The 22,867-nt window shown below is 33.9% G+C and carries 41 protein-coding genes and 2 pseudogenes; 7 read left to right on the plus strand and 36 right to left on the minus strand.

Translation table 11 applies throughout. The features are described from left to right. Positions 1-169 precede the first annotated feature (169 nt). A pseudogene (locus BKP35_RS18165) lies at positions 170-460 on the minus strand (sigma-70 family RNA polymerase sigma factor); the annotation flags it as partial. A gap of 179 nt (positions 461-639) precedes the next feature. Next, positions 640-1,035: a hypothetical protein gene (locus tag BKP35_RS18170; RefSeq protein ID WP_071314805.1), complete on the minus strand. Its 396-nt coding sequence runs from the start codon at positions 1,033-1,035 to the stop codon at positions 640-642. 269 nt (positions 1,036-1,304) lie between these two features. Here BKP35_RS18170 and BKP35_RS18175 point away from each other — a divergent pair, with 269 nt between their 5' ends. Further along, complete coding sequence (locus tag BKP35_RS18175) at positions 1,305-1,526, plus strand: helix-turn-helix domain-containing protein (protein ID WP_071314806.1); 222 nt, start codon at positions 1,305-1,307, stop codon at positions 1,524-1,526. A gap of 69 nt (positions 1,527-1,595) precedes the next feature. Then, entirely contained in the window at positions 1,596-2,471 is an 876-nt protein-coding gene (locus BKP35_RS18180; RefSeq protein WP_071314807.1) for a hypothetical protein, read from the plus strand. Positions 2,472-2,537: 66 nt separating this feature from the next. On the opposite strand, the gene BKP35_RS18185 is transcribed toward BKP35_RS18180, so the two are convergent. Next, on the minus strand, positions 2,538-3,083 hold the full coding sequence (locus tag BKP35_RS18185; RefSeq protein ID WP_071314808.1) for a recombinase family protein: 546 nt from the start codon (positions 3,081-3,083) through the stop codon (positions 2,538-2,540). A gap of 110 nt (positions 3,084-3,193) precedes the next feature. On the opposite strand from BKP35_RS18185, the gene BKP35_RS18190 reads away from it, so the two are divergent. Beyond that, a complete protein-coding gene (locus tag BKP35_RS18190) occupies positions 3,194-3,448 on the plus strand; it encodes a hypothetical protein (protein ID WP_071314809.1) in 255 nt (84 codons plus the stop codon). A gap of 130 nt (positions 3,449-3,578) precedes the next feature. On the opposite strand, the gene BKP35_RS18195 is transcribed toward BKP35_RS18190, so the two are convergent. The 31 genes and pseudogenes from BKP35_RS18195 to BKP35_RS18325 form a co-directional block, all read right to left on the minus strand. Continuing rightward, the gene (locus tag BKP35_RS18195) at positions 3,579-3,917 is read right to left on the minus strand and encodes a hypothetical protein (RefSeq protein WP_071314810.1); all 339 of its coding nucleotides are present in this window, start codon (positions 3,915-3,917) and stop codon (positions 3,579-3,581) included. 17 nt (positions 3,918-3,934) lie between these two features. Then, positions 3,935-4,291, minus strand: a complete 357-nt coding sequence (locus tag BKP35_RS18200; protein WP_084031754.1) for a hypothetical protein — start codon at positions 4,289-4,291, stop codon at positions 3,935-3,937. Beyond that, a complete protein-coding gene (locus tag BKP35_RS18205; RefSeq protein ID WP_071314811.1) occupies positions 4,251-4,436 on the minus strand; it encodes a hypothetical protein in 186 nt (61 codons plus the stop codon). Before BKP35_RS18205 ends, BKP35_RS18200 begins: the two co-directional genes overlap by 41 nt. After that, positions 4,433-5,065: a zonular occludens toxin domain-containing protein gene (locus tag BKP35_RS18210; protein WP_071314812.1), complete on the minus strand. Its 633-nt coding sequence runs from the start codon at positions 5,063-5,065 to the stop codon at positions 4,433-4,435. Before BKP35_RS18210 ends, BKP35_RS18205 begins: the two co-directional genes overlap by 4 nt. Beyond that, entirely contained in the window at positions 5,066-5,410 is a 345-nt protein-coding gene (locus BKP35_RS18215) for a hypothetical protein (RefSeq protein WP_071314813.1), read from the minus strand. A 59-nt stretch (positions 5,411-5,469) separates the two neighbouring features. After that, complete coding sequence (locus tag BKP35_RS19760) at positions 5,470-5,622, minus strand: hypothetical protein (RefSeq protein WP_169819266.1); 153 nt, start codon at positions 5,620-5,622, stop codon at positions 5,470-5,472. Position 5,623: 1 nt separating this feature from the next. Further along, positions 5,624-6,013 carry a hypothetical protein gene (locus BKP35_RS18220; RefSeq protein ID WP_071314814.1) on the minus strand — a complete coding sequence of 130 codons (390 nt, stop codon included), beginning with the start codon at positions 6,011-6,013 and terminating at the stop codon, positions 5,624-5,626. Further along, complete coding sequence (locus BKP35_RS19765; protein ID WP_169819267.1) at positions 6,014-6,151, minus strand: hypothetical protein; 138 nt, start codon at positions 6,149-6,151, stop codon at positions 6,014-6,016. Further along, positions 6,145-6,420 carry a hypothetical protein gene (locus BKP35_RS18225; RefSeq protein WP_337959657.1) on the minus strand — a complete coding sequence of 92 codons (276 nt, stop codon included), beginning with the start codon at positions 6,418-6,420 and terminating at the stop codon, positions 6,145-6,147. The genes BKP35_RS19765 and BKP35_RS18225 overlap by 7 nt, the downstream gene beginning before the upstream one ends. Before the next feature lies 1 nt (position 6,421). Further along, positions 6,422-6,967, minus strand: a complete 546-nt coding sequence (locus BKP35_RS18230) for a hypothetical protein (RefSeq protein WP_071314815.1) — start codon at positions 6,965-6,967, stop codon at positions 6,422-6,424. Beyond that, positions 6,967-7,125, minus strand: a complete 159-nt coding sequence (locus BKP35_RS19770; RefSeq protein ID WP_169819268.1) for a hypothetical protein — start codon at positions 7,123-7,125, stop codon at positions 6,967-6,969. The genes BKP35_RS18230 and BKP35_RS19770 overlap by 1 nt, the downstream gene beginning before the upstream one ends. Further along, positions 7,122-9,209 (minus strand): fibronectin type III domain-containing protein, encoded by a 2,088-nt coding sequence (locus BKP35_RS18235; RefSeq protein ID WP_071314816.1) that lies wholly within the window; start codon positions 9,207-9,209, stop codon positions 7,122-7,124. The genes BKP35_RS19770 and BKP35_RS18235 overlap by 4 nt, the downstream gene beginning before the upstream one ends. Before the next feature lie 16 nt (positions 9,210-9,225). Then, on the minus strand, positions 9,226-10,704 hold the full coding sequence (locus BKP35_RS18240; protein ID WP_071314817.1) for a hypothetical protein: 1,479 nt from the start codon (positions 10,702-10,704) through the stop codon (positions 9,226-9,228). A 72-nt stretch (positions 10,705-10,776) separates the two neighbouring features. After that, the gene (locus BKP35_RS18245; protein ID WP_139192922.1) at positions 10,777-10,959 is read right to left on the minus strand and encodes a hypothetical protein; all 183 of its coding nucleotides are present in this window, start codon (positions 10,957-10,959) and stop codon (positions 10,777-10,779) included. 84 nt (positions 10,960-11,043) lie between these two features. Beyond that, complete coding sequence (locus tag BKP35_RS18250) at positions 11,044-11,244, minus strand: hypothetical protein (protein ID WP_071314819.1); 201 nt, start codon at positions 11,242-11,244, stop codon at positions 11,044-11,046. 185 nt (positions 11,245-11,429) lie between these two features. Further along, on the minus strand, positions 11,430-11,570 hold the full coding sequence (locus BKP35_RS19775) for a hypothetical protein (RefSeq protein WP_169819269.1): 141 nt from the start codon (positions 11,568-11,570) through the stop codon (positions 11,430-11,432). Continuing rightward, a complete protein-coding gene (locus BKP35_RS19780) occupies positions 11,561-11,698 on the minus strand; it encodes a hypothetical protein (protein ID WP_169819270.1) in 138 nt (45 codons plus the stop codon). Before BKP35_RS19780 ends, BKP35_RS19775 begins: the two co-directional genes overlap by 10 nt. Positions 11,699-11,703: 5 nt before the next feature. After that, a complete protein-coding gene (locus tag BKP35_RS18260; protein WP_084031755.1) occupies positions 11,704-11,940 on the minus strand; it encodes a hypothetical protein in 237 nt (78 codons plus the stop codon). Positions 11,941-12,304: 364 nt separating this feature from the next. Beyond that, positions 12,305-12,586, minus strand: a complete 282-nt coding sequence (locus tag BKP35_RS18265; RefSeq protein ID WP_071314821.1) for a hypothetical protein — start codon at positions 12,584-12,586, stop codon at positions 12,305-12,307. Between the two features lie 470 nt (positions 12,587-13,056). Beyond that, positions 13,057-13,332: a hypothetical protein gene (locus BKP35_RS18280; RefSeq protein ID WP_071314824.1), complete on the minus strand. Its 276-nt coding sequence runs from the start codon at positions 13,330-13,332 to the stop codon at positions 13,057-13,059. A 23-nt stretch (positions 13,333-13,355) separates the two neighbouring features. Beyond that, positions 13,356-13,622 carry a hypothetical protein gene (locus BKP35_RS18285; protein WP_071314825.1) on the minus strand — a complete coding sequence of 89 codons (267 nt, stop codon included), beginning with the start codon at positions 13,620-13,622 and terminating at the stop codon, positions 13,356-13,358. A 233-nt stretch (positions 13,623-13,855) separates the two neighbouring features. Continuing rightward, complete coding sequence (locus BKP35_RS18290) at positions 13,856-14,137, minus strand: hypothetical protein (RefSeq protein ID WP_071314826.1); 282 nt, start codon at positions 14,135-14,137, stop codon at positions 13,856-13,858. 15 nt (positions 14,138-14,152) lie between these two features. Beyond that, the gene (locus tag BKP35_RS18295; protein WP_071314827.1) at positions 14,153-14,581 is read right to left on the minus strand and encodes a hypothetical protein; all 429 of its coding nucleotides are present in this window, start codon (positions 14,579-14,581) and stop codon (positions 14,153-14,155) included. Beyond that, positions 14,578-16,941 carry a phage/plasmid primase, P4 family gene (locus tag BKP35_RS18300; protein WP_084031756.1) on the minus strand — a complete coding sequence of 788 codons (2,364 nt, stop codon included), beginning with the start codon at positions 16,939-16,941 and terminating at the stop codon, positions 14,578-14,580. The genes BKP35_RS18295 and BKP35_RS18300 overlap by 4 nt, the downstream gene beginning before the upstream one ends. A 126-nt stretch (positions 16,942-17,067) precedes the next feature. Then, positions 17,068-17,385, minus strand: a pseudogene (locus BKP35_RS18305) (single-stranded DNA-binding protein); the annotation flags it as partial. Between the two features lie 60 nt (positions 17,386-17,445). Beyond that, positions 17,446-17,730 carry a hypothetical protein gene (locus BKP35_RS19785; protein WP_169819271.1) on the minus strand — a complete coding sequence of 95 codons (285 nt, stop codon included), beginning with the start codon at positions 17,728-17,730 and terminating at the stop codon, positions 17,446-17,448. Then, entirely contained in the window at positions 17,727-17,957 is a 231-nt protein-coding gene (locus tag BKP35_RS18310) for a hypothetical protein (RefSeq protein ID WP_071314829.1), read from the minus strand. The genes BKP35_RS19785 and BKP35_RS18310 overlap by 4 nt, the downstream gene beginning before the upstream one ends. 45 nt (positions 17,958-18,002) lie before the next feature. Beyond that, positions 18,003-18,266 (minus strand): hypothetical protein, encoded by a 264-nt coding sequence (locus BKP35_RS18315; protein WP_211274646.1) that lies wholly within the window; start codon positions 18,264-18,266, stop codon positions 18,003-18,005. A 22-nt stretch (positions 18,267-18,288) separates the two neighbouring features. After that, positions 18,289-18,459 (minus strand): hypothetical protein, encoded by a 171-nt coding sequence (locus tag BKP35_RS19790; protein WP_169819272.1) that lies wholly within the window; start codon positions 18,457-18,459, stop codon positions 18,289-18,291. Continuing rightward, positions 18,459-18,698, minus strand: coding sequence for a hypothetical protein (locus BKP35_RS18320; RefSeq protein ID WP_071314830.1), 240 nt, complete (start codon positions 18,696-18,698; stop codon positions 18,459-18,461). The genes BKP35_RS19790 and BKP35_RS18320 overlap by 1 nt, the downstream gene beginning before the upstream one ends. A 143-nt stretch (positions 18,699-18,841) precedes the next feature. Further along, positions 18,842-19,084: a helix-turn-helix transcriptional regulator gene (locus tag BKP35_RS18325; RefSeq protein ID WP_071314831.1), complete on the minus strand. Its 243-nt coding sequence runs from the start codon at positions 19,082-19,084 to the stop codon at positions 18,842-18,844. Between the two features lie 124 nt (positions 19,085-19,208). Here BKP35_RS18325 and BKP35_RS18330 point away from each other — a divergent pair, with 124 nt between their 5' ends. Genes BKP35_RS18330 through BKP35_RS18340 form a run of 3 tightly spaced genes read left to right on the plus strand, consistent with a single transcriptional unit; the run spans position 19,209 to position 20,795 of the window. Further along, positions 19,209-19,688 carry a helix-turn-helix domain-containing protein gene (locus BKP35_RS18330; RefSeq protein WP_084031757.1) on the plus strand — a complete coding sequence of 160 codons (480 nt, stop codon included), beginning with the start codon at positions 19,209-19,211 and terminating at the stop codon, positions 19,686-19,688. Positions 19,689-19,715: 27 nt separating this feature from the next. After that, on the plus strand, positions 19,716-20,150 hold the full coding sequence (locus BKP35_RS18335; RefSeq protein WP_071314833.1) for an ImmA/IrrE family metallo-endopeptidase: 435 nt from the start codon (positions 19,716-19,718) through the stop codon (positions 20,148-20,150). Positions 20,151-20,174: 24 nt separating this feature from the next. Continuing rightward, positions 20,175-20,795, plus strand: a complete 621-nt coding sequence (locus BKP35_RS18340) for a restriction endonuclease (protein ID WP_071314834.1) — start codon at positions 20,175-20,177, stop codon at positions 20,793-20,795. A gap of 17 nt (positions 20,796-20,812) precedes the next feature. Here BKP35_RS18340 and BKP35_RS18345 read toward each other — a convergent pair whose 3' ends face one another. Continuing rightward, positions 20,813-21,052 (minus strand): hypothetical protein, encoded by a 240-nt coding sequence (locus tag BKP35_RS18345; protein WP_071314835.1) that lies wholly within the window; start codon positions 21,050-21,052, stop codon positions 20,813-20,815. Between the two features lie 291 nt (positions 21,053-21,343). Between BKP35_RS18345 and BKP35_RS18350 the strand changes: the two genes are divergently transcribed. Further along, entirely contained in the window at positions 21,344-22,033 is a 690-nt protein-coding gene (locus BKP35_RS18350) for a hypothetical protein (protein ID WP_071314836.1), read from the plus strand. Here the strand turns inward: BKP35_RS18350 and BKP35_RS18355 are convergent. Further along, complete coding sequence (locus BKP35_RS18355) at positions 22,027-22,779, minus strand: hypothetical protein (RefSeq protein ID WP_071314837.1); 753 nt, start codon at positions 22,777-22,779, stop codon at positions 22,027-22,029. The genes BKP35_RS18350 and BKP35_RS18355 overlap by 7 nt on opposite strands. Positions 22,780-22,867: the final 88 nt, after the last annotated feature.

Genomic DNA, 22,867 nt, shown 5'->3' on the forward strand with positions numbered 1-22,867 from the left:
GGAAGTTTGCCGCTCGCTTCCTTCAGATTTCACGTCGCCGTGAACACCCTTGCGTTAAGCTAACCGTTACTTCTGCCTTCACGGCTCGGGACTTTCACCCTAGAGATTGCACCCATGCTGGGCACACAATAAAAAGAGCCGCCAACCCGACGGCTCTTTTACAGTTTTATTATTTTTTCCCTTTCTGACTTTGCTTATAAAATTCATGAAACAACTTCATTAGGGCTCTTTTTTCAATTCTTGAAACGTAGCTTCTGGAAATACCTAATTCCTTCGCGATTTCACGCTGTGTTCGTTCTTTTTTATTATCAAGTCCGAACCTGCCGATAATGACTTCCTTCTCCCTGCCGTCTAAAATATGGATATATTCATACACTTGTTTCTTTTCCATTTTAAGCTGGATCGTATCAACAACGTCTTGTGTATCTGCTTGTAAAACATCGATAAGAGTGATTTCATTGACATCATGATGTTATCGGTTTTTCTAATAACAATTTATTTACTTAATATTATACTAATAATAACACTGAAATTGTTGTCACAAAAACCGCAACAAATACTTTTTCTCCAGAAGTAAAGGCTGCTTCTTTCACTTTGTACGTACCGTATGAACCTCTAACTTTAATTATTTTTATTGGTCTATCCGATTTTAATTGTAACGCCTCCTGATTGTTTATATACTCTCTTTTGATAAATCTCCCCATTGTGTCTCTCGGTTGATCGGTGTCTTGCTGTAGCTGATCCACCTGGTCGTTCAGTGAATACCTCTTTACTTTCGCCATTGACGTCCCTCTCCTCCCCTCTTTTAAGAAATGTTTGCTCCATCCATAAACCGTGCTCCGTCACTTCCCAGGAAGCTTGAGGGAGTGTGGACGTCATATGCTTTTTAATTTGATGTTGAAACAATGGACTAAATGGAGCTGCAAAAAGTGCGAGCCTTATTATTTGATTCCGATCTAAACTTGTAGCTTTAAAAATTTCATCTACATACTCTTTAAAACGATCATCATATCGAACGGTTGGACGATAAACCATTACCTAGACGTCACCACCTTTTTCTCCTGGTAAATAATCTCTTCAAGCTTCATTTTACCTTCATTTGTTAAGTAGACGTCCTTACTCTCCAATAATAATATAGCCATTTCCTTTGTCATATCGCATTCCTCCTTGTTGTTTGACGCCTTGTTGACGTCCTTGATAAAGCATATTAACTAAGGCTTGTACAATATGTACATTTTTTTCCCTAGTTTAAAAAATGTACTTTTTGGACACGCTTGTAATAAAAATTTTAGAGGTGTTGAGTTATGTTTGGATTAGGTAAACCAAGAACAAAGTTTGGAAAGTGGATTGATAAACATGGGATCAAACAAATTGACTTAGAGAAGAAGACAAAGTTAAGCAGAGGCGTGATCAGTAGGTTATGCAATGAAAAAGATCATGAGCCAACTTATAGAACCGTTACCAAAGTGAAAAAGGCTCTGAAGGAGTTGGGGCATGATCTAGATGAAAATAAAATTAGAAATTAAATTAATACCTTTTCACGTTAACATCCTACCGTAATATTGGTATAATTACCAAAAAAGGGGTGTAGGATTATGTTGAATGCTGACGATAAATTACAACTAGAAAATAAGTTTCCAGAATTAAAGATTAAATTGGAACAACCTACTGTTGATAATACGTATATAACAATTTCAAATTTAAAGGGAAATAAGAACTTAGAACTACTACTTGGTGATAATGAAGATTTTGATTCTGTTAATTCTTTACCATTAACTGAGTTGATTTTTTTAGAGGATTTTATTGGTATTTATTATGAAAACCAATTAGAAATTGCAATACGTGGAATAGACAACATTTCTCGTGGAAGGTTATTTAGTTTTGAGAGAAATAATAAAGAAATAAAAATTACTATGAGCTTTAAACAAAAGAAAATAGAGGCTATATTATCTACTATGGAACAAACATATATTAGCAGAATCCAAACACTTTTAAGTACTAATGGTAGAAGAAGTTCAAGTCCAACACTTATCATTAAAAATATAACTGAAAAAGATTTGAGTGAGATTAGAAAACTATTGAACTGCATTTCTTTTGATTTAAATTTCAACTTTGGAATTATGGTTGATTCCGTCGATTATAACCCTCAATTTGGACTTTTTAAAAGGCCTAGAAAAATGCCTGAATACAATGAATTGACTCTTACATATAAGACATACCAACCAGAATTAATAGAATATTATAAAATAGCTAAACAAATGACCTATTTACCTTTTAAATACTTATGTTACTTTCATATAATTGAATTTTTTATGGACAAGAGTTCTTATTTAGAAGCAAAAGAAAAACTAAAATACATTATCTCGAGACCTGACTTTCATTATAATATGGATGAGTATATTTCAAATGTCGTTAATAACTTGAAAGAAGAAGTTGCCAACAACATAATAATAAAATCTTCAACGTTATAAATTAAGGTTTAGGGAAAACATAGTGTAGTAAATTTATGTTTTCCCTTTTTTAAATAAAAAAGAGAATTAAGGTTTTAATCCTCGATACAACGTACTACTCGAAACCCCGGTGGCATCGGTAATTTCAGCAATCGTAAACTGCTTTGTTGAATACATTTTCAATGCTTGTTCAACTTTTTTAGAGTTCTTCTTTGGACGTCCACCTTTTCGCCCTCTTACTCTTGCAGCTTCAAGACCTGATTTTGTCCGTTCCCTTATCATATCTCTTTCTAGTTCCGCCAAGACCGATAACATCCGAAACATAGCTTTTCCCATTGGTGTTGTCGTATCAATATTGTCCTGGATGCTTATTAGCTCTACGCCAAGTTCTTCTAATTGCTCTGCTACTTTTAACAGTTTAAGAGTAGATCGGGCTAGTCGATCCAATTTATAAACAACAAACTTATCACCTTCACGTAACGTTTCTAATGCTCGATTCAACTGCTCACGATCATCTTTTGCTCCTGTTACTTTCTCTTTGTAAATACGCACACAACCTGCTTTATTTAATGCATCTAACTGTATGTTAAATGATTGATCTTTCGTACTTACTCTTGCATATCCTATTATCATTTTTTCACCTACTTAAATATACAGTATATATATCATTTCTAATTTTGTACTGAACAGACAGTAATTTGTAGTATACTATTTTTAATATTAAATAAAGGGTGAGTAATTTTATGAGTAAAAAAGAATACGTAAAAAGTAATTTAATTTCTATGGATCCTTCTACTGGTAATATTTCAATGAAAGTAGATTTTGAAGGATTATCAAAAATTCCATTTTCAAACGATGATTTAAAAGTTGAGATTATCCTTTCTTTACTAAATTCAATCGATTATAAGAATTATGTTGAGAATGATATGCATAATGAGGCATATCAATCATTTGAAAAAATAATTGAAGCTGCAAATACCGCTTTTGGAATTGAATAGTAAGTCATTTTCCTTTAATCGTACCTTTTTAACAATTTAATTATGACAATGAGTTTTGGGAAGGTTTTTGCAAGAAAAAAGGGCAATTATCGCCCTGCTTTCAAACCTTCCCATAAACGGTGGTTTTTGATTAGACTGCAACAAGCAGCATGTTATTAATAACTTTTAAGCTGTTAAGCGCTTCTGACTCTTGGTTATGTTCTTCGTTAAATTCCTTTTCAAGCTCTCCAATGTACCAAGGTATGAACGTTTGTAAAAATTCTATTTCTGCATGATCTAGTTCTAATTCATGAATTTCCTGTTCATCATCTATTTGCTGTATTTTTTCTAGAATTTGATCATATGTTTTCATCGTTGCTTTAGCTTCTTGGCGATCGTTCTTTTTCTTTAATCCTTTTTTAGTCGGCTTCCTCATAATTGTCATGTGACAAAGTAATGCTGCTACTTCTTCAGATTTTAACCTCAACATTTTTTCATCTCCTTTTTTTATGAAGCAAGTCTATGATTTCTTACATTCTCTTCAAGATAGTTTTCAAGTTTTAGAATTTCATTTTCTGTCATTTCACGAAACTTCATCATAAAGTACGTTTTACCGACCACTTTAACCTTTCGATCTTCTGAATAGTCTCTACATCGTTTCCAGTGCATACATATTCTTGGTACTAGGATAAAACCTAATTTATTTGCTGCTTCTTCAACGGCTTCAAGTGCTTTATAAAAATAAAACTCATTCATCATTTTTGCGAACTTCACCTTTGGCATTGATGGAAAGTTAAAAAGTAGTGAACGTGGATCTCTGTCTTTATAACCGTTCGGCACTAATGAAAGGTCTTCTCTTTTCAAGTTTTTCAGCCCCTTCCAACCGTTTTTTCAATTGATTCTTTTTAAATTTTTCACTAATCATTACTATTATTTCATCAACAAGACTACTTAAAATACAAGCAATTAACGCAGCTACTAGAAGTGGAATGATAATAAAGTTAATCAACTTACTAGCACCTTCCTTTCTAAAGCTCTAGCTTTATTGTGCTCTTCTTCTAATTTCGCAAAAAATTCTTGTCCCTGCTTCTCAGTACTAGGTAATGGAAATCCTTGCACCATTGCATACGTATCATAAAGCTTTTGTTTAAATACTTTTTTTGCCTTCCACATCGGTAGAAACTGCTTATGCATAAACATACCTGTTTGAAAATCTGTAAAAATAATCGTAAAGCCTTTATCTCCTATTTTTCGAACATCTACAAGAACTTCTACTATTTGTCTTATACGACTATCAACGTTGTAAATTGATGGACTGCAATACATTTGCACGCTCTTCATTTTCCTTACATACATCATTATTTCCGTTGCTATTCCTTGACCGTATTTACTCCAACGTCTATTTGAGAAAGCCATTTGCGCTTCATCCCAGCAACAAATACTACCTTGTGCTTTTGCTACATCATACCAATCTGTAAAATGCGACATATCATGACTATCTTTTAATCCATAATTCGAAAAGAGTTTCACATCTCCACCATTCATCATTACTTTTTCTCGCCAATGATGAGCAAGCAGTGACATTAAAAAAGTTTTCCCACTACCCAAGGGACCTTGTATAAAAAAATGATGTGCCATTTACTTTTCTCCTTTCCCTGCCTTTTCTGCCATTACTATAGGCTTCGGTGGCTTCGGTATTAATGCTTCAATAGTGTCTAAATAGTAGGAAGGATCTGCAACTAATACTTTCCCTTCCATAATCATTTTGGTGATTTCTTTATAAGGATCTCCTTCCGGATGAAGGTATTTGTTTTGCCCTAGTTGTTTTATAAAAATTAATGCTCTAATTTGCCATTCCTGAAGCTCTTGTGCATTTGTCTTCATTTCTTCAAGCACTTGTTTTACATCACTGATATGGTGAACTGTTGGAAATAAATCATCACCGATAACAGATTGCAATTTTTCAGCGTTGTTATTTTGCATTTAGATGGATTACCCCCTTACTTTCAAATTTCACTGCAAACGAGAAGCCGTTAGAAACACTACTTTTCAATCTTGCTTACTATCTCATTAACTTTCCCACGGACCAACTCAAACTGTGAATAAGAAACTACTTCATCAAGTTCAAATTGACAATTAACCATTTCTACCATGCCTTTTAGTTCATAAATTAATGTTTTTAGTTGATCTTCCATTTTACGCACCTGACCCGCAACTAGTTAGTACAAATCCGAAAATAGCAACTCCTAGTAACACCATTAGACCAATCTTTGTAAAATCTATTCCCGTATCTTCAACTGGCGGCTTGTACTTTGTAATTTGCGTTAATACTAAGTTCTTTTCAAGCTGTGCAAGACGCTTCGTCTCAGTTACTGATTGAGAAGGCGCACGATAAAAGAAGTTCCGCCCCTCTGAACTATTCGTGACAACACAATCTCTACTAGGTACTTTATACATTCCTACAACAGTAACGCTTTCCGTATCTATATCTGTAATTCGTTGAATATCACTCGTTTTTGCTTCATCGTCAAAAACGATTAGAACGTCATTCGTTTCTTCCAACTCTTCTTTTTTTCTTTTAAACATTTAAACAACCGCCTTTCTTTTCGGACTACTTTTCCGTTTTGATCTCTGGACAATCTTCCACCCAAGGAAAGCAATTGTTCCTACACCAGCAGCTCCCCCGGCACCAATAAAATAAAAATAAATAAAAACATCTACCAAAACTTCACACCGTCCTTTTTCGCATAGTAAAGCCTCATAATCGACCTAAACATAAATATTGAGCCAATTACGACCATTGATGTCATAAGTGAATAGACCACTAACTGCCATTCAAAAGGCATATCTGCAAATACAGACAAATATTGACCAACATTTAACCCTTGTGCTGTAACTAAACTAACTACTTGTAACCGTTCAATCGCCATATCTAAAAACGCATGGAAAGGAGAAAAAATACCATCAATCCAAGAGACTAATCTTTCTTTCAATTTAATCCCCTCCCACACGAATATTAGATAGTAGTTTAATAGATTGAATTGCTGTGAACAGCCATATACCAAAAAGTAAAATATAAGCAATTACATTTAATTGCATCGGTTCTAATGCAGTGAAAATTTGGCTAATCATTTCACTGTATCCATGACCACTACTTTGTTGTGGTGTGTAACTTAAACTCGATAAGGTTTGTCCTAAACCGACAAAAAAACTAATAATTAACTTAGCTAACTCGTAAAATATTTGAAAAATTTTAACCGCAATTAAACCGATTTGGAATAGGAAATACAAAAGACCATGTATCAATGCATAAATAACTTCAAAGAATGCTAGAAGTAGATTAAGTAATGTAAAAAACAAATCTTTTAACAAATCACCTAGCCAAATGATCGCATCCCATATAAGTTGACCAAGCCACGAAAAAAATCTAGCAATTTGCCCACCAAGCCATTGTATTCCATCCCATATAACAGAAAATAACCTGCCAAAGGTCGTACTAAATATTCCTGCAATGATCATTGAACTGATCAGTATTTCCATCAATAACGCCTTCTTCTAGTTTCCATTGATTTGAATAGTAGATCAATTAAGCGGTCAGTAAATAAAATGACCATGAAAAGGAACAGCAAAGGAATAAGGTAAGGAAAAAGATCCATGAACACGACATTTAATACATTTTCTAAAATCACTGTATTCATGTCTTAATCCTCCTCGTTCTAAGTGTCTTCTTAATAAAGTTTATCAACCTTGGCGCAAATATTAACGCAAATGCCAGAATGATAAATCCAGCAACCAAGCCTATTAGCTCCATGCCACCACTTACTATGTCATTAACACCAAAAGGCATTGCAATACCGCCAATCGTTTGGCTAGGTTTACTAATTACCCCTTCAGTGCCACTCTCGGAAATCGGTTGTAATTGAACATCGGGATTATTAAACATTGTGTACTGCATATCATCTTTTGGTATGGTGACTTGACCATCACTTGCTGGAACAGTTGTATATTCACTACCACCAACAAATACTTTTACATCTCCAGTAGTAGGACTTGACCATGTAAATACATAATCACCGTTTTCATTTGTCGTTTCATTGATGCCACCCATTGTTGGGGTTGGTTCTGGATCTGTTGAAGCTAGAACCGTAACTCCATCTGACTCTTGCCCTTCAGTGTTTTCCGTTGTTAAGAGATATTCATAATCGCTGTCTGGATCTACACTTAAATCATTAAAGTACGATCCGTTTGTTTCGAATAAGGGATCATAACCTTCATTAGCTGAAACGCTTTTACCGAATAGAAATGCACTAACAGGGTTTTGTTCTTCAGTTAATGTTTTTCTATAGATCCTTACAAAGTTAAAGTTAGGGTTGTATTCTGGAACTGCCCAAGATAAATCGACTCTTTCGTGAGTAGTTTCTACCTCAACATTTGAAACATCTTCAATTAAAGGAGCTTCAGGTGTTTCCACTGTAATCGGTATACCCTGTGACTCATAACCATCAGTTGTTTTTGTTTTTATTACAAATTCATGTTCTTTTCCTGGCTCAAAACCTTCTATAAAAAATCCATATTCATCCGTTTCTGCTACCTTTATACCTTCATAGTAAAGGTTTGCCTTTTCGTATCCATCCATTTCTGGAATCGTAAATATTAATTTAATCGCGTGATAATTTAATGCTCCCACATGTAAATCTTCAACTTCTGAAACTGCAGCTGTTTTTGCATGTATTTCAATTCCATCCGATTCTTCTCCTGGAGGATCGTAAAAGGATGTTAATAACAATGTATAATTCGTTTCAGGTTTAAGGTCCGAAAAATGATAATGATTGTATGGTGCATACACTTCATCAATCAAGATACCTTCTTCATATATCTTTACCTTTTCAAATCCCTCTTGCGTGGGGTTTTCCCATTTTAAATGGATACGGTTATAAAATTCTTCTATCCCTTTAATCGTTATCTCTTCTAAATGGATATAGTCTGTTTTAACTGTTATACTTTCCCCTACACTTTCTTCTCCTTCGTTATTGACCGTTGTTACTTTAAAATCGTAACTCGTTGAATAATCTAAACCAGTAAATGTATAGCTTTCCTCTTCATTCGTTAACGAGGTAAATAAGTTATCATTTTTATAAATATTTATTTTTTCAACCTCATACATATCAGGATTATTCCAGTTTAAAGTTATTGTTGTATCTGTTTGATCACTCGTTAAATTTGATATTTCTGGAATAGATTCAAAAATTCCAGATTCCAAATTCAAAGCGGGGCGAACGCCGCGCGAATTGCGCGCACCGCTGACGTCCATACGACCAGCGCTGTTCACAGAACGCACCCAGGACGACGAACCAGAAGAAGCCGTTTTTGTCAACCAAGTAGTTGACCAATCGTTAAAATCTAAAATATCTCCATTGTAATATGTTGCATATTGGATATATTCATCTTCTGTAATTAAGTCGATATTTAATATAGCATCTGGGTTAGAGCCATCTGAAAAATCTAAGTCATTGATTAAATTGTTATTTAAATCTGCCCGAACATCTGATGTTTCCCAAACATTGGAGTTACCATCATCAAAAGTTCTTGTTTTCCAGAATGGGTTTCCATTATTATCTGGATCGTTCCAAATAACTCGGCCTGTCTCTGGATCAAGGACGATCCACTCAACCCCACCGAAATGAACGGTGTCTCCCGGTTGTATATCTGTCGCAAACGTTTGACCGCTTGTAAACAACAAGCCGATTGATAAAACTATTATAAAACTAAATTTTTTTATCATTCTCTAGCCTCCTTAATCATCCACTCCCATCCGGTTCGTCCGGGTGGTTTTTGTAGTTACCTATATCTATCTGATTATCACCTGGCGTTGGTGGTGTGTAGTTTTCCTTTGGAATTGGTATTGAATTACCACCATTATCACCACTCGGCATAGGTGGTTCTAATACATCTACTACTTCGCCACCTTCTGGCATTGGTGTCTGAAATTCTTGTTGTTCTGGCTGGTGGTCCCATTCCCCGGCATCTTCTACTTGACCGGGTATCGGTGGTTCTGTTGGGATATCTGGTAGCATCTCCAATGGATTCCCAATATTAAAACCACCTGTAGGATCTTCTCGAAACTCAATTACTGGAGCTTCGTTTTCAATATCCTCTTTCGAATATCCACTTTCAGCTAAGCCTGGCACTTCCTCCATAGTAGGTTCACTTTGACTGAGTTCATCTGCATAATCTGGGATTTGTTCGTGCTGTCCGATTCTACTTGGTTCCTGAATGTTAATATCTTGACTCGGCGGTGCTGGTGGAGGTGGAGCTGTACCTAACATGTTCTGTAGATCGTTTATAGCATTGGGTACAATTCGTTCATAAAAAGTGTCAGCTACTTGAGTCCAATTAGGCGGTGGCGGTATCGCATTTCTTATTTCATCAATCTTCCCCATGTATTCGTTCCATGCAGGAGCTTCAAACCAACATCCGCAATCTACTTCAAATGTACCGCTTTCACGCCAAGCAGAATTTAAACCTCCACTTCCTTCCGCCCTTACTCGAAATTCAACTGTTCCACTTGTATCCAATGCTATTGATCTTGAGGTATTATTTTCCGTGCTAATATGAGTCCAATTACCATCTATACGTTGCTCCAAACGATATCCTGTGACCGAATTATTTTCTCCACCACTAGAACTTCCCCAACTTACCGTTATATCTCCAACGCTTAATTCACCAGTTGGTGATGTGAAATTACCTGGTTGAGTTGGTGGTGTGGGTTCAGGTGGAGGATCTGGATCATCTCCCCCATTATCTCCATCACCCGGTGGATCCGGCTCACTACCTCCACCCTCGGGATCAGTTCCAGTATTTCCAGTTGTTCCATCGTAACCAATCGTTCCATCTGTCTCATTTTCAATACCAGAAATTATCGTCCCTTCTTGACCAACTATATCTCCATCACCTCTTACAACTTTTGCATGATAGTATCCATTTTTTGTTGGGAAAAAAGCTAATTCCCACGTTTGAAATATTACGGTCTTTGTTTCTCCGTCGTTTGACCAACTTACCTCTAAAAAGGCATTTGGATCTGCTTGCAACCAACTTGCACCAGAATAGTCGAAATATGTTCTGTTTTCATGATCTTGTTGCCATCTAATTGTGTTTTTATGGTAGTCATAAGCAAAAGAAACTTGAGCAAAAAACATCAAAACTACTAAAAAGAAACATAAGACCGCAAAAAACTTTTTACCACTCAAATTCGGCTGTACTGTATCAACTTTTAACATATAAGCAATCAAACCCCTTTATAAAAAAGAAAAAGGAGAACCCTCCAGCCCCCTTTTTCTCCAACTTTTTAATTAGTGAGCTGATCTGCCACCCTTACCGAATACACCTTTAACGAAGTTGATAAGACGTGGTGCGAACATAAGAGCCATAGCTAGTACGATAAACCCGACTACTAAGCCAATTAATTCCATACCTCCACCAACAACATCTGCTACAGTAAACGGCAATTCAATTCCTGATAAATCTAATCCCATAGTACCTTCTCCTTCCATAATTTTATTTTCACTCCTTTCACCCTAAGAGTTAGAGAGTTATTTATATTTAACTAGCAATGCTAGTTAGTAACGGTAAACATCGTAATCATCATCGTCATCATCTTTTTTCAAAAATATTGATCGAATGACTTTCACAATTTCTTCTGCTGCAAAAAGTGCCACTAAAATCATCACCACTGGACCAACATAAAACAATAGCCATTTTATCCAGTACCAAAATTCTTCAAGTGCTTGTCCTGAAAGAAATGTTTGAAATTCAGGCATTAAATCACCTAATTCCTAGTCCTTATTGCATCCACTACCATTTTCAAAAGTAATCCAACTGCTTGAATAGCAACATAAATCATAATGAAAGATGCGACTATTCCTAAAATAAATCCAAAAACCTGCCAAAAGAATGACCAATCCCATACACTAGCTATGTTTTCCATGTCATCCTTTCAACCCCTTTACAACTTAGAATTTTGGTAAATATCTATTGAAACTAATAATAGTGTTAAAAATATAGTGAAAGTTAAAATCAAAGTCATCACATCAGGATTTCCTAACAATATTCGAAATGTATCTGCTACTAATCCGCCTATCTCCATCTTGATGTCCCCTTTACGAAGATACTGTAAAAATAACTAACGATTGGAGATAAAAGAATGCAAGCACCAAAGATTACAATGTACACTAAGAAAATTTCACTATTTGAAGCTTCCAGTACGTTGTACATTATCTTTACCTCCTGATAATTCGCCCTAAGATCATCAAGACAAGGATCATTACTAACAATGTTGAAACGACAACATCACCTAATGTCATTTCATGAACAATATGAATTGCGCCCGTTTCAGTTTCGAAAATCGTTTCCGAAGTTCTAGCTTCATCTTGAATGGTGAAAATTGTTTCATCATCTTTAGGGTATACTTTCATTTCACTTGGGAACTCCAAAATAATCTCACTCGTTTCTGGCATTTTTATCACCTTCAATCTAACGTAGGAGAAATATTTTAACTGCCTTAATAATACCTAGTAAAAAAACGTTCTAGTACCCCAAAACACCCCAAAACTTGACAAAATACCCCAAAACCTTACATAAGGGCACTTAATTGGAAATAAGCTAAAATTTACATTTCACAGCGGATATTTGATACGAATTACAGCCTGTTTTACATCATCAAAACAAATTTTCTTGCCCATAAAAAGCTATATTGTGCGCATAATAATAGATATAAATATATCTTTAATTTTTTACACCCTTTTAAGCGAAAAAATAGACTTAGCAAACATGCCAAGCCTAGGAAAAATATTTGTTTTGGAAACAAAAATATCATTGTGTTTACTTAATTAATTTTTCTATTCTGAATTTCAATTCTTCATCATCTAAACTATTAAAACCCCTTGACCAATCGTATATGATCTCCAATTCATGTTTTGTAAAAGAAGCTTTATTCTTTAATTCAAATTGATTTTTACAAGCTACTTCATAACCATAACGAAAAGTTTTCTCCAGTAGTGAATCTAATGCAATTCGATCAGCTTCAACTAAATTTTCCGTATCTACACCTAAAATTTGAAGTATGCTATATTGTAATTTTTCAAACTTTTTATGCTCTATCATGGTAAAACCTCCTTATAATAAAAATAACTATCATTGTATTTATTAAACATCTAACCCTTTAAATAAATTTTTTATGAATTTAAAAACAAGTGTAATTAAAATTAAAGTATTTATAATCATAAGTGAATAATAAGTAATAGGATTTTCAGCAAAAAGTGTAGATAGTAATTCGTGAAATAGAGGATCGGTTATAACGGAAAACAAAAAGAAATAAAAAACAATAGCTATTATCACGACAAGAATTAAATTAATCATGCTTTTACTCTCCTATCGTTGCATTTCTTTTTTTCTAAATGCAACATAAGTAACACTGTAACAATATGAATTATAGCTACTAAACCAACTGATAAATTTACGAGATAAGGAAACTCCGCTATTAAGCAAATTACATTTGCAATTGCTAAGAAATATAAAATATATAAATGATATTTCATAAAATCCCCCTTCTGGAAACATAATTAATCTTTTGTTTACCTATTTTCAAAACCCCCTCTACTTTCAGCAAAATCATTAACTTGCTTTTCTAGCTTCTTAATATCTTCTAAACTAAAATCAATTTTATTATTGATACACGCATCAAAAATTAGTTTATTTTGGTCTTTATCAAATTCAAATACCATTTCATACACATATTCCGTTTCTGGATCGTCCTCATCTTTAATGAAGAACTGTCCGACGTACCCTAGTAAAGGAGATATAAAAAAATTACCTAGTTCTAAATTGTTAAATTTCTCACTTTTTGTCATAAAATCAATCCTTTCTCACCGTACTATTCATCAGTATTTCCTTCTAAATGCTCAATGGGATTGATGTATAAACCAACAGAAACTAAAATAGATGTAATATCAGAAAATATTCTAAAATTCCTTTGTATAAGTTCATCAGAACCATTTCTTTCATAATGAAAATTTACACTTCTTATATGTTCTTCTAACTTTTTAAAAACAGCTTCACATTGATAATCAGGAATTTCACAAGCTGGAGTCTTTTCAAAAAACCATTTTTCACCTTTAATTGTAAAGAATTTAATTTCCATTTTTCATCACCCTTTCTTAATGAACATTTTTCCTCAAATCCGAACTACCTCAATGCACCTCAATTAAATACAACCCGTTATTTTGCTTTTCATAATGAAAATCGTAACCTTCTAAGTCTAGTTTGCGAATTAATACTTTGAATTGTATAAAGGGCAAAACTATTTCGCCCTTGTTGATTAATTGGTCATAATTTGCATAGTGAATAGACATAATAACAATCCCTTCTAAGCTATCAACTAAACTTTAAACTTCTACCTGTCTTTGATCGTCCTGTTTCCAGTGTTTTTATCCAATGCCTTAAATCGTGTCTGCCATATCCTCTGTTAAGCAACTCTTTCGGAAACTCATAAGCAAAATTTTCTTCCCAGCGTTTCATCCTCTTTAGTGCTTCTTCTTTTGGACCAAAGCCATACACATTGATTTCAGTGCTTCCTGAGAAATTACTGGAGCCTATGTACTCCGACAAATAAATGTACTGCTTACCTTTCGCCTTTACTTGAGATAAAAAACCCATTTCAACACCTCTCTATTAATTTTTACATGCCGTGCTTCTTTTTCCGTCCATTCTATAAAGCCAATTTATGAAACTACTAGCCTGCTCGAAAGCTTCATTAAAAGGGACATTTCTAGCAATCAGTTTGACTTTGTAGGGTTTGTCATCGCCTTGGCGGTAGTTGGCTCGCCACGCTGACGCTTTTTGATCGTCCAGTCTTTCGATAAACAAGAAACTATTTAAACCGTAGCGAAATTCATATAGATCACCATAGCGATAAATAATAAAACCTTTCTCAATAGCTTCATCATTTTCTTTTAATCTTTTTATTAATAAAGGTTTTAGCTGTTTTATTTTTAGTTTTGTTTCTTTATTTATGTTTTTATATTTAAGGCGTAGCTTTTCATTAGAAACTGAAATATATATATCCAAGTGGTAAAGATAATGTAGAAAATTACTAATCATATATCCTCTTCAACATAATCTACTGAAGTAACTGAAGCACTGAATGTATCTGAACTATTTTTAGGTATTTCTCTATTAAAATTTTTCGTAGGGGAAATAGGTGAAAATGGCTCAGTTTCGTTCAGTTGTTCAGTTCGTTCAGTAAATCGATCATCCATAATTCCAATTCCGTGAAATTCTGTGTTCCCAGCTTTACCACTTCGCTTCTTAATAAAGCCACGTTCTTCAAGCCTTCGATTAAATTTCCGCTGCGTTGTCTCGTATTCTCCGGTTTCTTTGCACCATTCTTTATACTTTTCATATAAGTCTTTAACAGCAACTCTAGCTGTAGCTCTAATAACACAATGATCATTAAGGAATTCGCCTAGAATATCCATTTCTTCTTTATAGCCTTGTGTCGCCTGTTTAACTTCTGCTGGTTCTCCTAAACCTTCCTGTTGCCATTTCAAGCAACCTTCCACTGCCCATCGTAAAATGCCTGGTAATTCATCTTTTAACTTTTGTGGCAATTGCGTATCAATCTCTTCCTTCGGGATCGTCACCGAAAAAGGGATGAGTTTGATCCTTCGCCAAATACCTTCATCATTATTTTTAACAATGGGCTTATGATTTGTCGTGAAGAAAATTTTAAATTCAGGAATAAATTCGAAGAACTCTTTTCGTAAAAAACGAGCAGTAATAGGCTCTCCACCTGTAAGTTGTTTGATTAAAGCTTCTGATAACCTTTGCCCTTCCTCACTTTCAACCGCTGAAACAAATCTAGCATCATTTAATCTAGCAATATCGTTATTTATGCCACCTTCATTATTTTTAGATGTGAAAGTATCTGCATTTGTTTGTTTCCCGTAATCGCCTAAGATTTCTTTAATTGTATTAATAAAAGTTGATTTACCATTTCGACCACCGCCCCACAAGAAGAACACACATTGCTCTCTCGTATCTCCAGTAAGCGTATAACCAATTGCCCTTTGCAAAAATTCAATAAGATCATGTTTTACATTTCCGTTTTCATCTTTCATAATGCTTTCAAGAAAAGCTAACCATGTTGGACATTCTGACGTTTCGTTGTATTCAATGTTTGTGTAATTCGTAAGCATATCCCCACGGTTGTGTGGTAATAATTGCCCTGTTTTGAGGTCAATTACACCGTTAGAACAATTGAACTTAAAAATATCTCGATTTAACTCTGATCTTAATACTGGAAGCATTGCTTTTGAGCGATCAATGCTATTAAGCAAAACCGAGCTTTTCTCACTTGATTGGGCCCATTTGATTAATTTTTGTCGTCGGTTTTCTTCCTCTTCTTTTCCTGCTTCACTATAAATTTTTCGAAATGTCTTAGTTGCAATTCTTTCAATACTTTTTTTCTTATCTTGCTCCCATACTTTACCGTTCCATATCAACCATTCCTCAAACTCTATGCAGTAACGGAGGTTGTCACCATGATGATGGACAAGTCGTTCAGCGTTACCGATTTCAGTTAAGTTAAAGTTTTTTGGTTGTTCATCCTTTGTTTTTTCTATTGGGTGATCTGGCGGTTGTTCACCGCCCCGGAAGTTAGCAAGATAAACTTTACCACTTGCTTGTTTTGATAAAGCACTGTTTAACGTGTTATTAAACTCTCGTTGATCCAATGGTGGTGAAAAGAAATATTTATTTAAAAAAGTAGCAATGTCTGCAACCTGGTCACCAGTAAATCCAAACTCTACTAATCTGCAGCAATGGCTATAAAGTGTATTGTTACGTCCACCTTCTGCAAGTGGTACCGGAAACGGGCGCCCTTCATTTCCAACCTTTTTTAGACGGTTAAAGAAAATAGGCATTGGAGAAAGCTCTTCATTTGATGTATGTATCCATTCACGACCTTTTGTGTTTTGACTAGGAAGGACGATCTGCCCTCTACCCGATAATCGATAATCACCAACAAAACCTCCAGCCATTAAAACTACCGCATCTTGCCCTTGGACTACATTGGTTGTACGAAAGAAAAATTGATAGCCTCTCACTGTTTTAATTGCATGAAACTTATAGTGTTCTGCTTTTAAAGCTTTAAAAATTCGCTCTCCTTCTTCTATGTTGTCAATATCAATTACGTCGTAACCGTCTGGAACTAATAAGCCTGTCCAACCATTTAACTTATGCCATTTACGAATTTCATGATCAGCCATTCCTGGTTGGGTAGCATCTTGCCACCCTTTTTGAATTGGACGTTTTGCAATGTTGTACCGTTTTTGATGATCTTTTTCTCGGTTAAAATCTGCATAGCCTATAAGCTTAATAATCTTTATAGGCTGCCGTGCAGAAGGGAATAAATCTTGTAATTTTATTCCCTCTTCTGAAATGGTCATCGTTGCTGTCATCAATTCTTCCCCCTTGTTCATTGGTCCGTATAATGCTAATATTTATTTAGATGTTTATTTTTGTCTGTTGCTGTTAGAGTTGCCGCTCTGACAGCTTTTTTAATATTGTTCATCATATTGATCCTTCTTTTTCTCTAAAAATTGAACTCTTTCCACATTAACCTCTACTACATAAATCGTATTTCCATCGTTATTTTCATATTTTCTAGTTCGTAAAGTTCCATCTACTCCACAAAGGCTCCCTTTGTGTAAATACTTCACTGCATTTTCAGCTTGTTTTCCCCACAAAATACAATTTATAAAATCAGCTCCACGTTCACCGTCGCCATTTACGTATGTCCGATTGACTGCAAGGGTGAAGTTTGCTACAGCTTTACCAGTTGGTGTGTACTTCAATCCCGGTGCTTTAGTTAATCGCCCTGTCAATATAACTCGATTTATCAAAGCATTCGCTCCTTTTCTTTTATTTCTGACAACATTTTTTGCACTAAGGCTTAAAATTTTTTATGCATCGACACGATAGATGATCATGATAGCTTTATAGGTTTCACTTCCAGCAAACTTAATTTCTACAATTTCAAGATCACCATTTTCTTGTAACCATTCATTAGTGTCTGCTTCCGAGTCACAAATCTTCACTTGTAAAAAACCTGCAATTTCCGCGTGTTCTGTCATTGTTAAATATCCTCGTTTCTTCTGTATTTGTTTGTTATTAAAAGAATTACCGCAGTGCTGAAATGGATAGTTACTAAAGCTAACAGCATTTGCATATTTAACACATCCAATCAATCTTCTTTATAGAGTGGATTTAATATTAACGGCATCGATGCAGCAAAATAACCTATAAGAATACCGATAAAAATTGCAAATCGATCTGTCTCTTGAAGAGGTTTGATTTCATTTCCTTGTAAAATAAAACCAATACTAAAAAGATAAAATATAACTACTACAATAAGTAAAGAAACAATTAATCTAAAAGATGCATAAGCATATTTGTTTTTTCTAATAACCTTCACGTTCTCACATCCTAAACTTGGAATAGCTTGTCCACTGGCAACAGGTTACTCTTTTCCTGCTGCTGTTTCATTAATACTTAACCTTTGTTCAACCGGTAAAGCATTCCATATCGCCCATCCTGCTAAATGAAATTCACGAACTCTTTGTTCATGCTCTTCCTTACTCATTGGTTCTGGAGCTACCACATGAACGGTTGTTTTCCCTAACTGATAGGTGGCTGCATATTTTTGTTCTGCCATAGACTGATCACCTCTTGATCTATGTCTATGCTGAAACTTCTCTTGGACTGCCCTTAAAGTTTGTAACAAAATTCCCTCCCCCTTTAGCCTATTAATTGACGTACCCTTGATTTTTAAATTCTTCATGCATTAACTTTTTATAGGTCATTAAACGCTCATGTCTATATTTGTGTGATCTAGGTGGAATTTTAGCAGGATGAACTGACGTTTTTTCACTAACTTTTTTTAAATAATATGCAATACGATGTTGAACCTCTTTCATTAGTACCAACACCCTCGCGAGTCATAATGAAACCAATCTGTGTTACCTTTCCAAAATACATGCAAGCAACGTTCACGCACGCTATATTTAATTTCCTTTAGATTGGATGGCTCATACTTCTTTCTCTTTTCAGTACCCATTGCTGCTAAATGACTTTTATAAACCTTTACAAAAAGTTGTTGCTGTTGATCAGTTAATTTAGAGAAACCTTTAACAGTTAAAAAATCAGTTGCTTCCATTTCCCTTCACCTCACATAATTTAGGTTCATTGGCTGCCTTGCAGCGCATCAAGGATCACTGTGATTTATTCATTGGCTGAACCACGAAACAGCGAATAGATTAATACTTGAAGGTTTTTTCCAGTTATTGTCGAAATTAAAGTTTATGCTGTATTCGCTCCAATTTCTATTTCAGAAATTATTTTTATAAAAAAAAGGTCATCAATTTTACACTTCAACGTATCAGCAAGTTTTGGGAGATGGTTAGCTTTTAAACTATATTCGCCATTTTCATATTTCAAATAAGTAGAAGCATTCTTAAAACCTAAAATCTTCGCCATATCTTGCATTGTGATATTAAGTTCAATTCTTCTTTGTTTAATGAATTCATGACATATTACTCTCATAAAGTGCTCCCCCTTTCTAATTTCTGTTTTAGAAATCTTATACCTTTATAATAAATTTCTATAACAGAAATGTCAATACTTTAATTTCTTTTTTAGAAATTTATTTTATTTCCATTTTAGAAAAATGGTAGAATATAGTTGTTATTTGAAGAAAGAAGGTGAGATCATGCATATTGGTCAGAGGATCGAAAAGATCATGCAAAATAGAGGATGGAATCAAAAACAATTAGCTGAAAAAGTAAAGATTAATACCAGTGTCCTTAATAGAATTATCAAAGGTACAAGACCTGTTCATCATGACGAATTAGCGGTTTTTTCTTCTATCCTAGAAGTCGATAGTAATTTTCTAATAGGAAAAACAGATAAACCTGTTCCTTCTAATTCAAATTTACCTCCACTAACTGCTAAAGATGAACGTGATATTGCAAAAAAACTAGAAGCACTTATTAATGATCTTGAAAGCGATACAAGCTTGGCATTTGATGGGGAGCCAATGGACGAACATACCCGTGAATTAGTGTTAGCACAGATGGAAAGTAACCTTCGTTTAGCAAAACAACTTGCAAAGAAAAAATTCACACCGAAGAAATACCGAGATGATTAGAGCTTTGTTATAGGAGGACTTAATGTTTTGAGAATTAAAGAAACTGTAACAAAGCTTATTAAAAAACATAAAACAAACAATCCTTTTGTTATTGCTGACGAAAAGAATATCATCATTCAATATGCCGACTTAGGAGATACATACGGATTTTTCACACATGCTTCTAGGATAAAATTTATCAATATTAATAATAACTTAGACGAAACAATGCAACGTTTCGTCTGTGCCCACGAACTTGGACACGCAATCCTACACCCCAGATCAAACACACCATTCTTAAAGAAAAATACCTTTTATTCCATTGATAAGATTGAAGTTGAAGCAAATACCTTTGCAGTAGAATTACTAATACCAGATTACGAGATTGAAAATTTTCGAGATACAAATATGACAATTAATGAAGTAGCTGGGATCTATGGAGTTCCTATGGAAGTAAGTGGTTTTAAAGATATTATTAAGTAATGCAAATGAAAGGAGGATATTTACTTGCTTGGTGAAGTTGATAACTCTGCAATAAATTCAATGGCTATTCAATTTGCATTGATTATGTTAGTTATTGGAATGGTGGGTGCGATTTATTATTTTACTCTAGGTAAAATTAAAAGTTTATTCAAAAAGAATCAATCACCCAAAAAGACAAATACCACCAATAAATCGAAGAAATTCAGTAGAACACCTAAGGGAAATACCCTATTGAGATCTGACAAAGAAATATTAAGATTACCACTTGATGATTTAACATGGAGAGAATTCGAACGACTTTGTTACCTTTATTTCAAAGCAAAAGGATATAAACCTAAAGAAACTAAAGAGGGCGCAGATGGTGGAGTAGACTTAATTATTTTTAGTAAAGAACATAATGCTAATGTAGCAGTACAAATTAAACATTATAAAAGTGGCAAACCGATAGGTGTAGAGCCTATTCGTGAACTGAAAGCTGCAAAGACCAATCACAATTGTGCACTAGCTGACTTTATTACCACTTCCTCATTTACCAAGAATGCTCTTCTTCAAGCCGATAAATTTAAAATTGATACGTATGAAAAAAATTGGGTTGAAAGTAATATATTAAAGTGGAGAGATAACGAAGTAAAAAAGACAAGCTAAGCGCTTGTCTTTTTTCTTCATTCATAAAACTTCCTTTTATGAAAATCACGGTCATAATTATTCGTTATTTGTCTCCACGATTCACCATTTTCTCTACCTTCAACAACAATTTTAGCAAACCTAACAATTTTGGGAGCAACTATAAGTGATAAAGCCAATAATGCAAAAGCTCCAGCTAATTCAACCATCTGTAACCCGCCAATAACAATATCAAGGACACTAAATGGCAACTCTATTCCAGATAAATCTAACCCCATAAACTAAACTCCTTTCAAAAGCCTTTTATTTCAATTTTAAATCAATATTTTTCCAATCAATACCCCAAAACACCCCAAAAACATGGTAAAATAAGAACAAGATTTTACAACTAGCAATCCTCACTTTTCCATTGGTGACAAAAGCTAGTATTATTACTAATGAATAAATCCATAATCAATTAAAATTCCATATGACAAGAACATCTTTTTTTATGTATATTCTTGTTATTATAAATATTTCGTTTACACATTACTTGATAGAGTGTGTTACAGCAATAAGGAGTGATGTTATTGTCTACATTTGTAATTGTTAAAGTTAATAAATTTTTCGAAAAAAATTACATTGTACCAACACAACAAGATTTACTCCAAGAAAATGGATATCAAGAAACTAAAATAGAGCTTTTTCTAGAAAATGCATTTGAAGCTTTCGATGCATATTCATGTCACTTTGATCGAAAAATTAATAAAAGAATTAAAATAAAACATGATGAATTCTATGATCACTATTACGATCCTTCTGACTTTTTTTTGTATTATAATTCAAAGAGTGAGATTGCTATTATTAATACCAGTCATGATACAGCTAAATTATTTTGTAATCAATTAAATGAGCACAAGAACTTTAAATTAGAACTAATGGAATTTAACCTGCATGAAATTATTGATAGAATTTCAGATGTTAATGGCTTATGGATTAGTGACATTAAAGAAATGAATCTTTCTAGCGCGGGGTATTTTGGAACCGATGTTCATAGAAATCAAAAAGCCGAAGAGTTAATTAAAGAAGCAAAGATATCATCGATTTCAGCTTCCTTTACATCTAGAAAGTTTTCTAGATCATATAATGTCCTTATTTCAAAAAAGGGCGTTATTGTAACACATGAAAAAATGGCTGGTCCATATGATGCTGTTGCTCTCACAAATGAGATATTTTCTCGATTAATTGAACCATTAATAAAGAACAAGGTAACTCAATAATTTGAGCTACCTTGTTCTTTTAAATTTTTTATTGGATTATAAGAAAGAGACAGATAATCTTTAGCTTGCTCATTAATTTCGGAAAGTGTTAGCGAGTAAAATTCAATATAATTTTTATTAATTGAAATTTTATTATTATCAAAGGATAGCCTAACATCATAATTAATGATATTTTCATTTTGTACATTTTGTAAAAACAAACCAGTAAATGGATTAACATCTTCAAAAACGATTTTTATATAATATTCCGCATTTTCACCACCTACAACACTTTTTAAATCTTCAAATAGTTTCCCTACCTCTTTATCTATAATTTTATAAGCTCTATTGTAACTCATTTGTTGATCATAAAAGGAGAAAGTTAATTTATTATCCTCAATCAAGACCTCAGGTTTTAAGGTTCCTATTGTGAAAAGTCTTTTGTATTCACTTAGATCTACCATTTTCGTATTTTTGTATATTTTTTTTGCATGATCATAAATTAGTTCGAATGTTTCCTCAGAAAAATCACCTTCATAAACAAGTTGCATATTCCATTTAACATCATAGTTTTTTCTTTTCATTTGTAACCTTTTTACAAATAAATAAAAGCGATCTGAATTTCGATAATAAAAACTAATAAGGAGATACAACCAACTTCCATAGAGAATAAGATTATTAACCAATCTATCCGATTGAAAAATAATGTTACTAACTAATAAAATGAATAATACAACCCAAGGTATATATAGAATGTACTTCTTCATACAAACACCCCCTTCTTTAGTAGATTACATTCTGTAATTTTCTATAGCAAGAAGTTTTTTGGTAATTTCAAATATTCCCCATTCACAC

The sequence above is a fragment of the Anaerobacillus arseniciselenatis genome (assembly GCF_001865995.1).
Lineage (GTDB): Bacteria > Bacillota > Bacilli > Bacillales > Anaerobacillaceae > Anaerobacillus > Anaerobacillus arseniciselenatis.

What these genes read in the sequence shown, in the direction of transcription:
- BKP35_RS18170 (WP_071314805.1), bottom strand. Translation starts at nt 1,035, where the DNA reads ATGGTTTATCGTCCAACCGTTCGATATGATGATCGTTTTAAAGAGTAT.
- BKP35_RS18175 (WP_071314806.1), top strand. Translation starts at nt 1,305, where the DNA reads ATGTTTGGATTAGGTAAACCAAGAACAAAGTTTGGAAAGTGGATTGAT.
- BKP35_RS18180 (WP_071314807.1), top strand. Translation starts at nt 1,596, where the DNA reads ATGTTGAATGCTGACGATAAATTACAACTAGAAAATAAGTTTCCAGAA.
- BKP35_RS18185 (WP_071314808.1), bottom strand. Translation starts at nt 3,083, where the DNA reads ATGATAATAGGATATGCAAGAGTAAGTACGAAAGATCAATCATTTAAC.
- BKP35_RS18190 (WP_071314809.1), top strand. Translation starts at nt 3,194, where the DNA reads ATGAGTAAAAAAGAATACGTAAAAAGTAATTTAATTTCTATGGATCCT.
- BKP35_RS18195 (WP_071314810.1), bottom strand. Translation starts at nt 3,917, where the DNA reads ATGTTGAGGTTAAAATCTGAAGAAGTAGCAGCATTACTTTGTCACATG.
- BKP35_RS18210 (WP_071314812.1), bottom strand. Translation starts at nt 5,065, where the DNA reads ATGGCACATCATTTTTTTATACAAGGTCCCTTGGGTAGTGGGAAAACT.
- BKP35_RS18215 (WP_071314813.1), bottom strand. Translation starts at nt 5,410, where the DNA reads ATGCAAAATAACAACGCTGAAAAATTGCAATCTGTTATCGGTGATGAT.
- BKP35_RS19760 (WP_169819266.1), bottom strand. Translation starts at nt 5,622, where the DNA reads ATGGAAGATCAACTAAAAACATTAATTTATGAACTAAAAGGCATGGTA.
- BKP35_RS18220 (WP_071314814.1), bottom strand. Translation starts at nt 6,013, where the DNA reads ATGTTTAAAAGAAAAAAAGAAGAGTTGGAAGAAACGAATGACGTTCTA.
- BKP35_RS18230 (WP_071314815.1), bottom strand. Translation starts at nt 6,967, where the DNA reads ATGGAAATACTGATCAGTTCAATGATCATTGCAGGAATATTTAGTACG.
- BKP35_RS19770 (WP_169819268.1), bottom strand. Translation starts at nt 7,125, where the DNA reads ATGAATACAGTGATTTTAGAAAATGTATTAAATGTCGTGTTCATGGAT.
- BKP35_RS18235 (WP_071314816.1), bottom strand. Translation starts at nt 9,209, where the DNA reads ATGATAAAAAAATTTAGTTTTATAATAGTTTTATCAATCGGCTTGTTG.
- BKP35_RS18240 (WP_071314817.1), bottom strand. Translation starts at nt 10,704, where the DNA reads ATGTTAAAAGTTGATACAGTACAGCCGAATTTGAGTGGTAAAAAGTTT.
- BKP35_RS18245 (WP_139192922.1), bottom strand. Translation starts at nt 10,959, where the DNA reads ATGGGATTAGATTTATCAGGAATTGAATTGCCGTTTACTGTAGCAGAT.
- BKP35_RS18250 (WP_071314819.1), bottom strand. Translation starts at nt 11,244, where the DNA reads ATGCCTGAATTTCAAACATTTCTTTCAGGACAAGCACTTGAAGAATTT.
- BKP35_RS19775 (WP_169819269.1), bottom strand. Translation starts at nt 11,570, where the DNA reads ATGGAGATAGGCGGATTAGTAGCAGATACATTTCGAATATTGTTAGGA.
- BKP35_RS19780 (WP_169819270.1), bottom strand. Translation starts at nt 11,698, where the DNA reads ATGTACAACGTACTGGAAGCTTCAAATAGTGAAATTTTCTTAGTGTAC.
- BKP35_RS18260 (WP_084031755.1), bottom strand. Translation starts at nt 11,940, where the DNA reads ATGCCAGAAACGAGTGAGATTATTTTGGAGTTCCCAAGTGAAATGAAA.
- BKP35_RS18265 (WP_071314821.1), bottom strand. Translation starts at nt 12,586, where the DNA reads ATGATAGAGCATAAAAAGTTTGAAAAATTACAATATAGCATACTTCAA.
- BKP35_RS18280 (WP_071314824.1), bottom strand. Translation starts at nt 13,332, where the DNA reads ATGACAAAAAGTGAGAAATTTAACAATTTAGAACTAGGTAATTTTTTT.
- BKP35_RS18285 (WP_071314825.1), bottom strand. Translation starts at nt 13,622, where the DNA reads ATGGAAATTAAATTCTTTACAATTAAAGGTGAAAAATGGTTTTTTGAA.
- BKP35_RS18290 (WP_071314826.1), bottom strand. Translation starts at nt 14,137, where the DNA reads ATGGGTTTTTTATCTCAAGTAAAGGCGAAAGGTAAGCAGTACATTTAT.
- BKP35_RS18295 (WP_071314827.1), bottom strand. Translation starts at nt 14,581, where the DNA reads ATGATTAGTAATTTTCTACATTATCTTTACCACTTGGATATATATATT.
- BKP35_RS18300 (WP_084031756.1), bottom strand. Translation starts at nt 16,941, where the DNA reads ATGACAGCAACGATGACCATTTCAGAAGAGGGAATAAAATTACAAGAT.
- BKP35_RS19790 (WP_169819272.1), bottom strand. Translation starts at nt 18,459, where the DNA reads ATGAAAGAGGTTCAACATCGTATTGCATATTATTTAAAAAAAGTTAGT.
- BKP35_RS18320 (WP_071314830.1), bottom strand. Translation starts at nt 18,698, where the DNA reads ATGGAAGCAACTGATTTTTTAACTGTTAAAGGTTTCTCTAAATTAACT.
- BKP35_RS18325 (WP_071314831.1), bottom strand. Translation starts at nt 19,084, where the DNA reads ATGAGAGTAATATGTCATGAATTCATTAAACAAAGAAGAATTGAACTT.
- BKP35_RS18330 (WP_084031757.1), top strand. Translation starts at nt 19,209, where the DNA reads ATGGTAGAATATAGTTGTTATTTGAAGAAAGAAGGTGAGATCATGCAT.
- BKP35_RS18345 (WP_071314835.1), bottom strand. Translation starts at nt 21,052, where the DNA reads ATGGGGTTAGATTTATCTGGAATAGAGTTGCCATTTAGTGTCCTTGAT.
- BKP35_RS18355 (WP_071314837.1), bottom strand. Translation starts at nt 22,779, where the DNA reads ATGAAGAAGTACATTCTATATATACCTTGGGTTGTATTATTCATTTTA.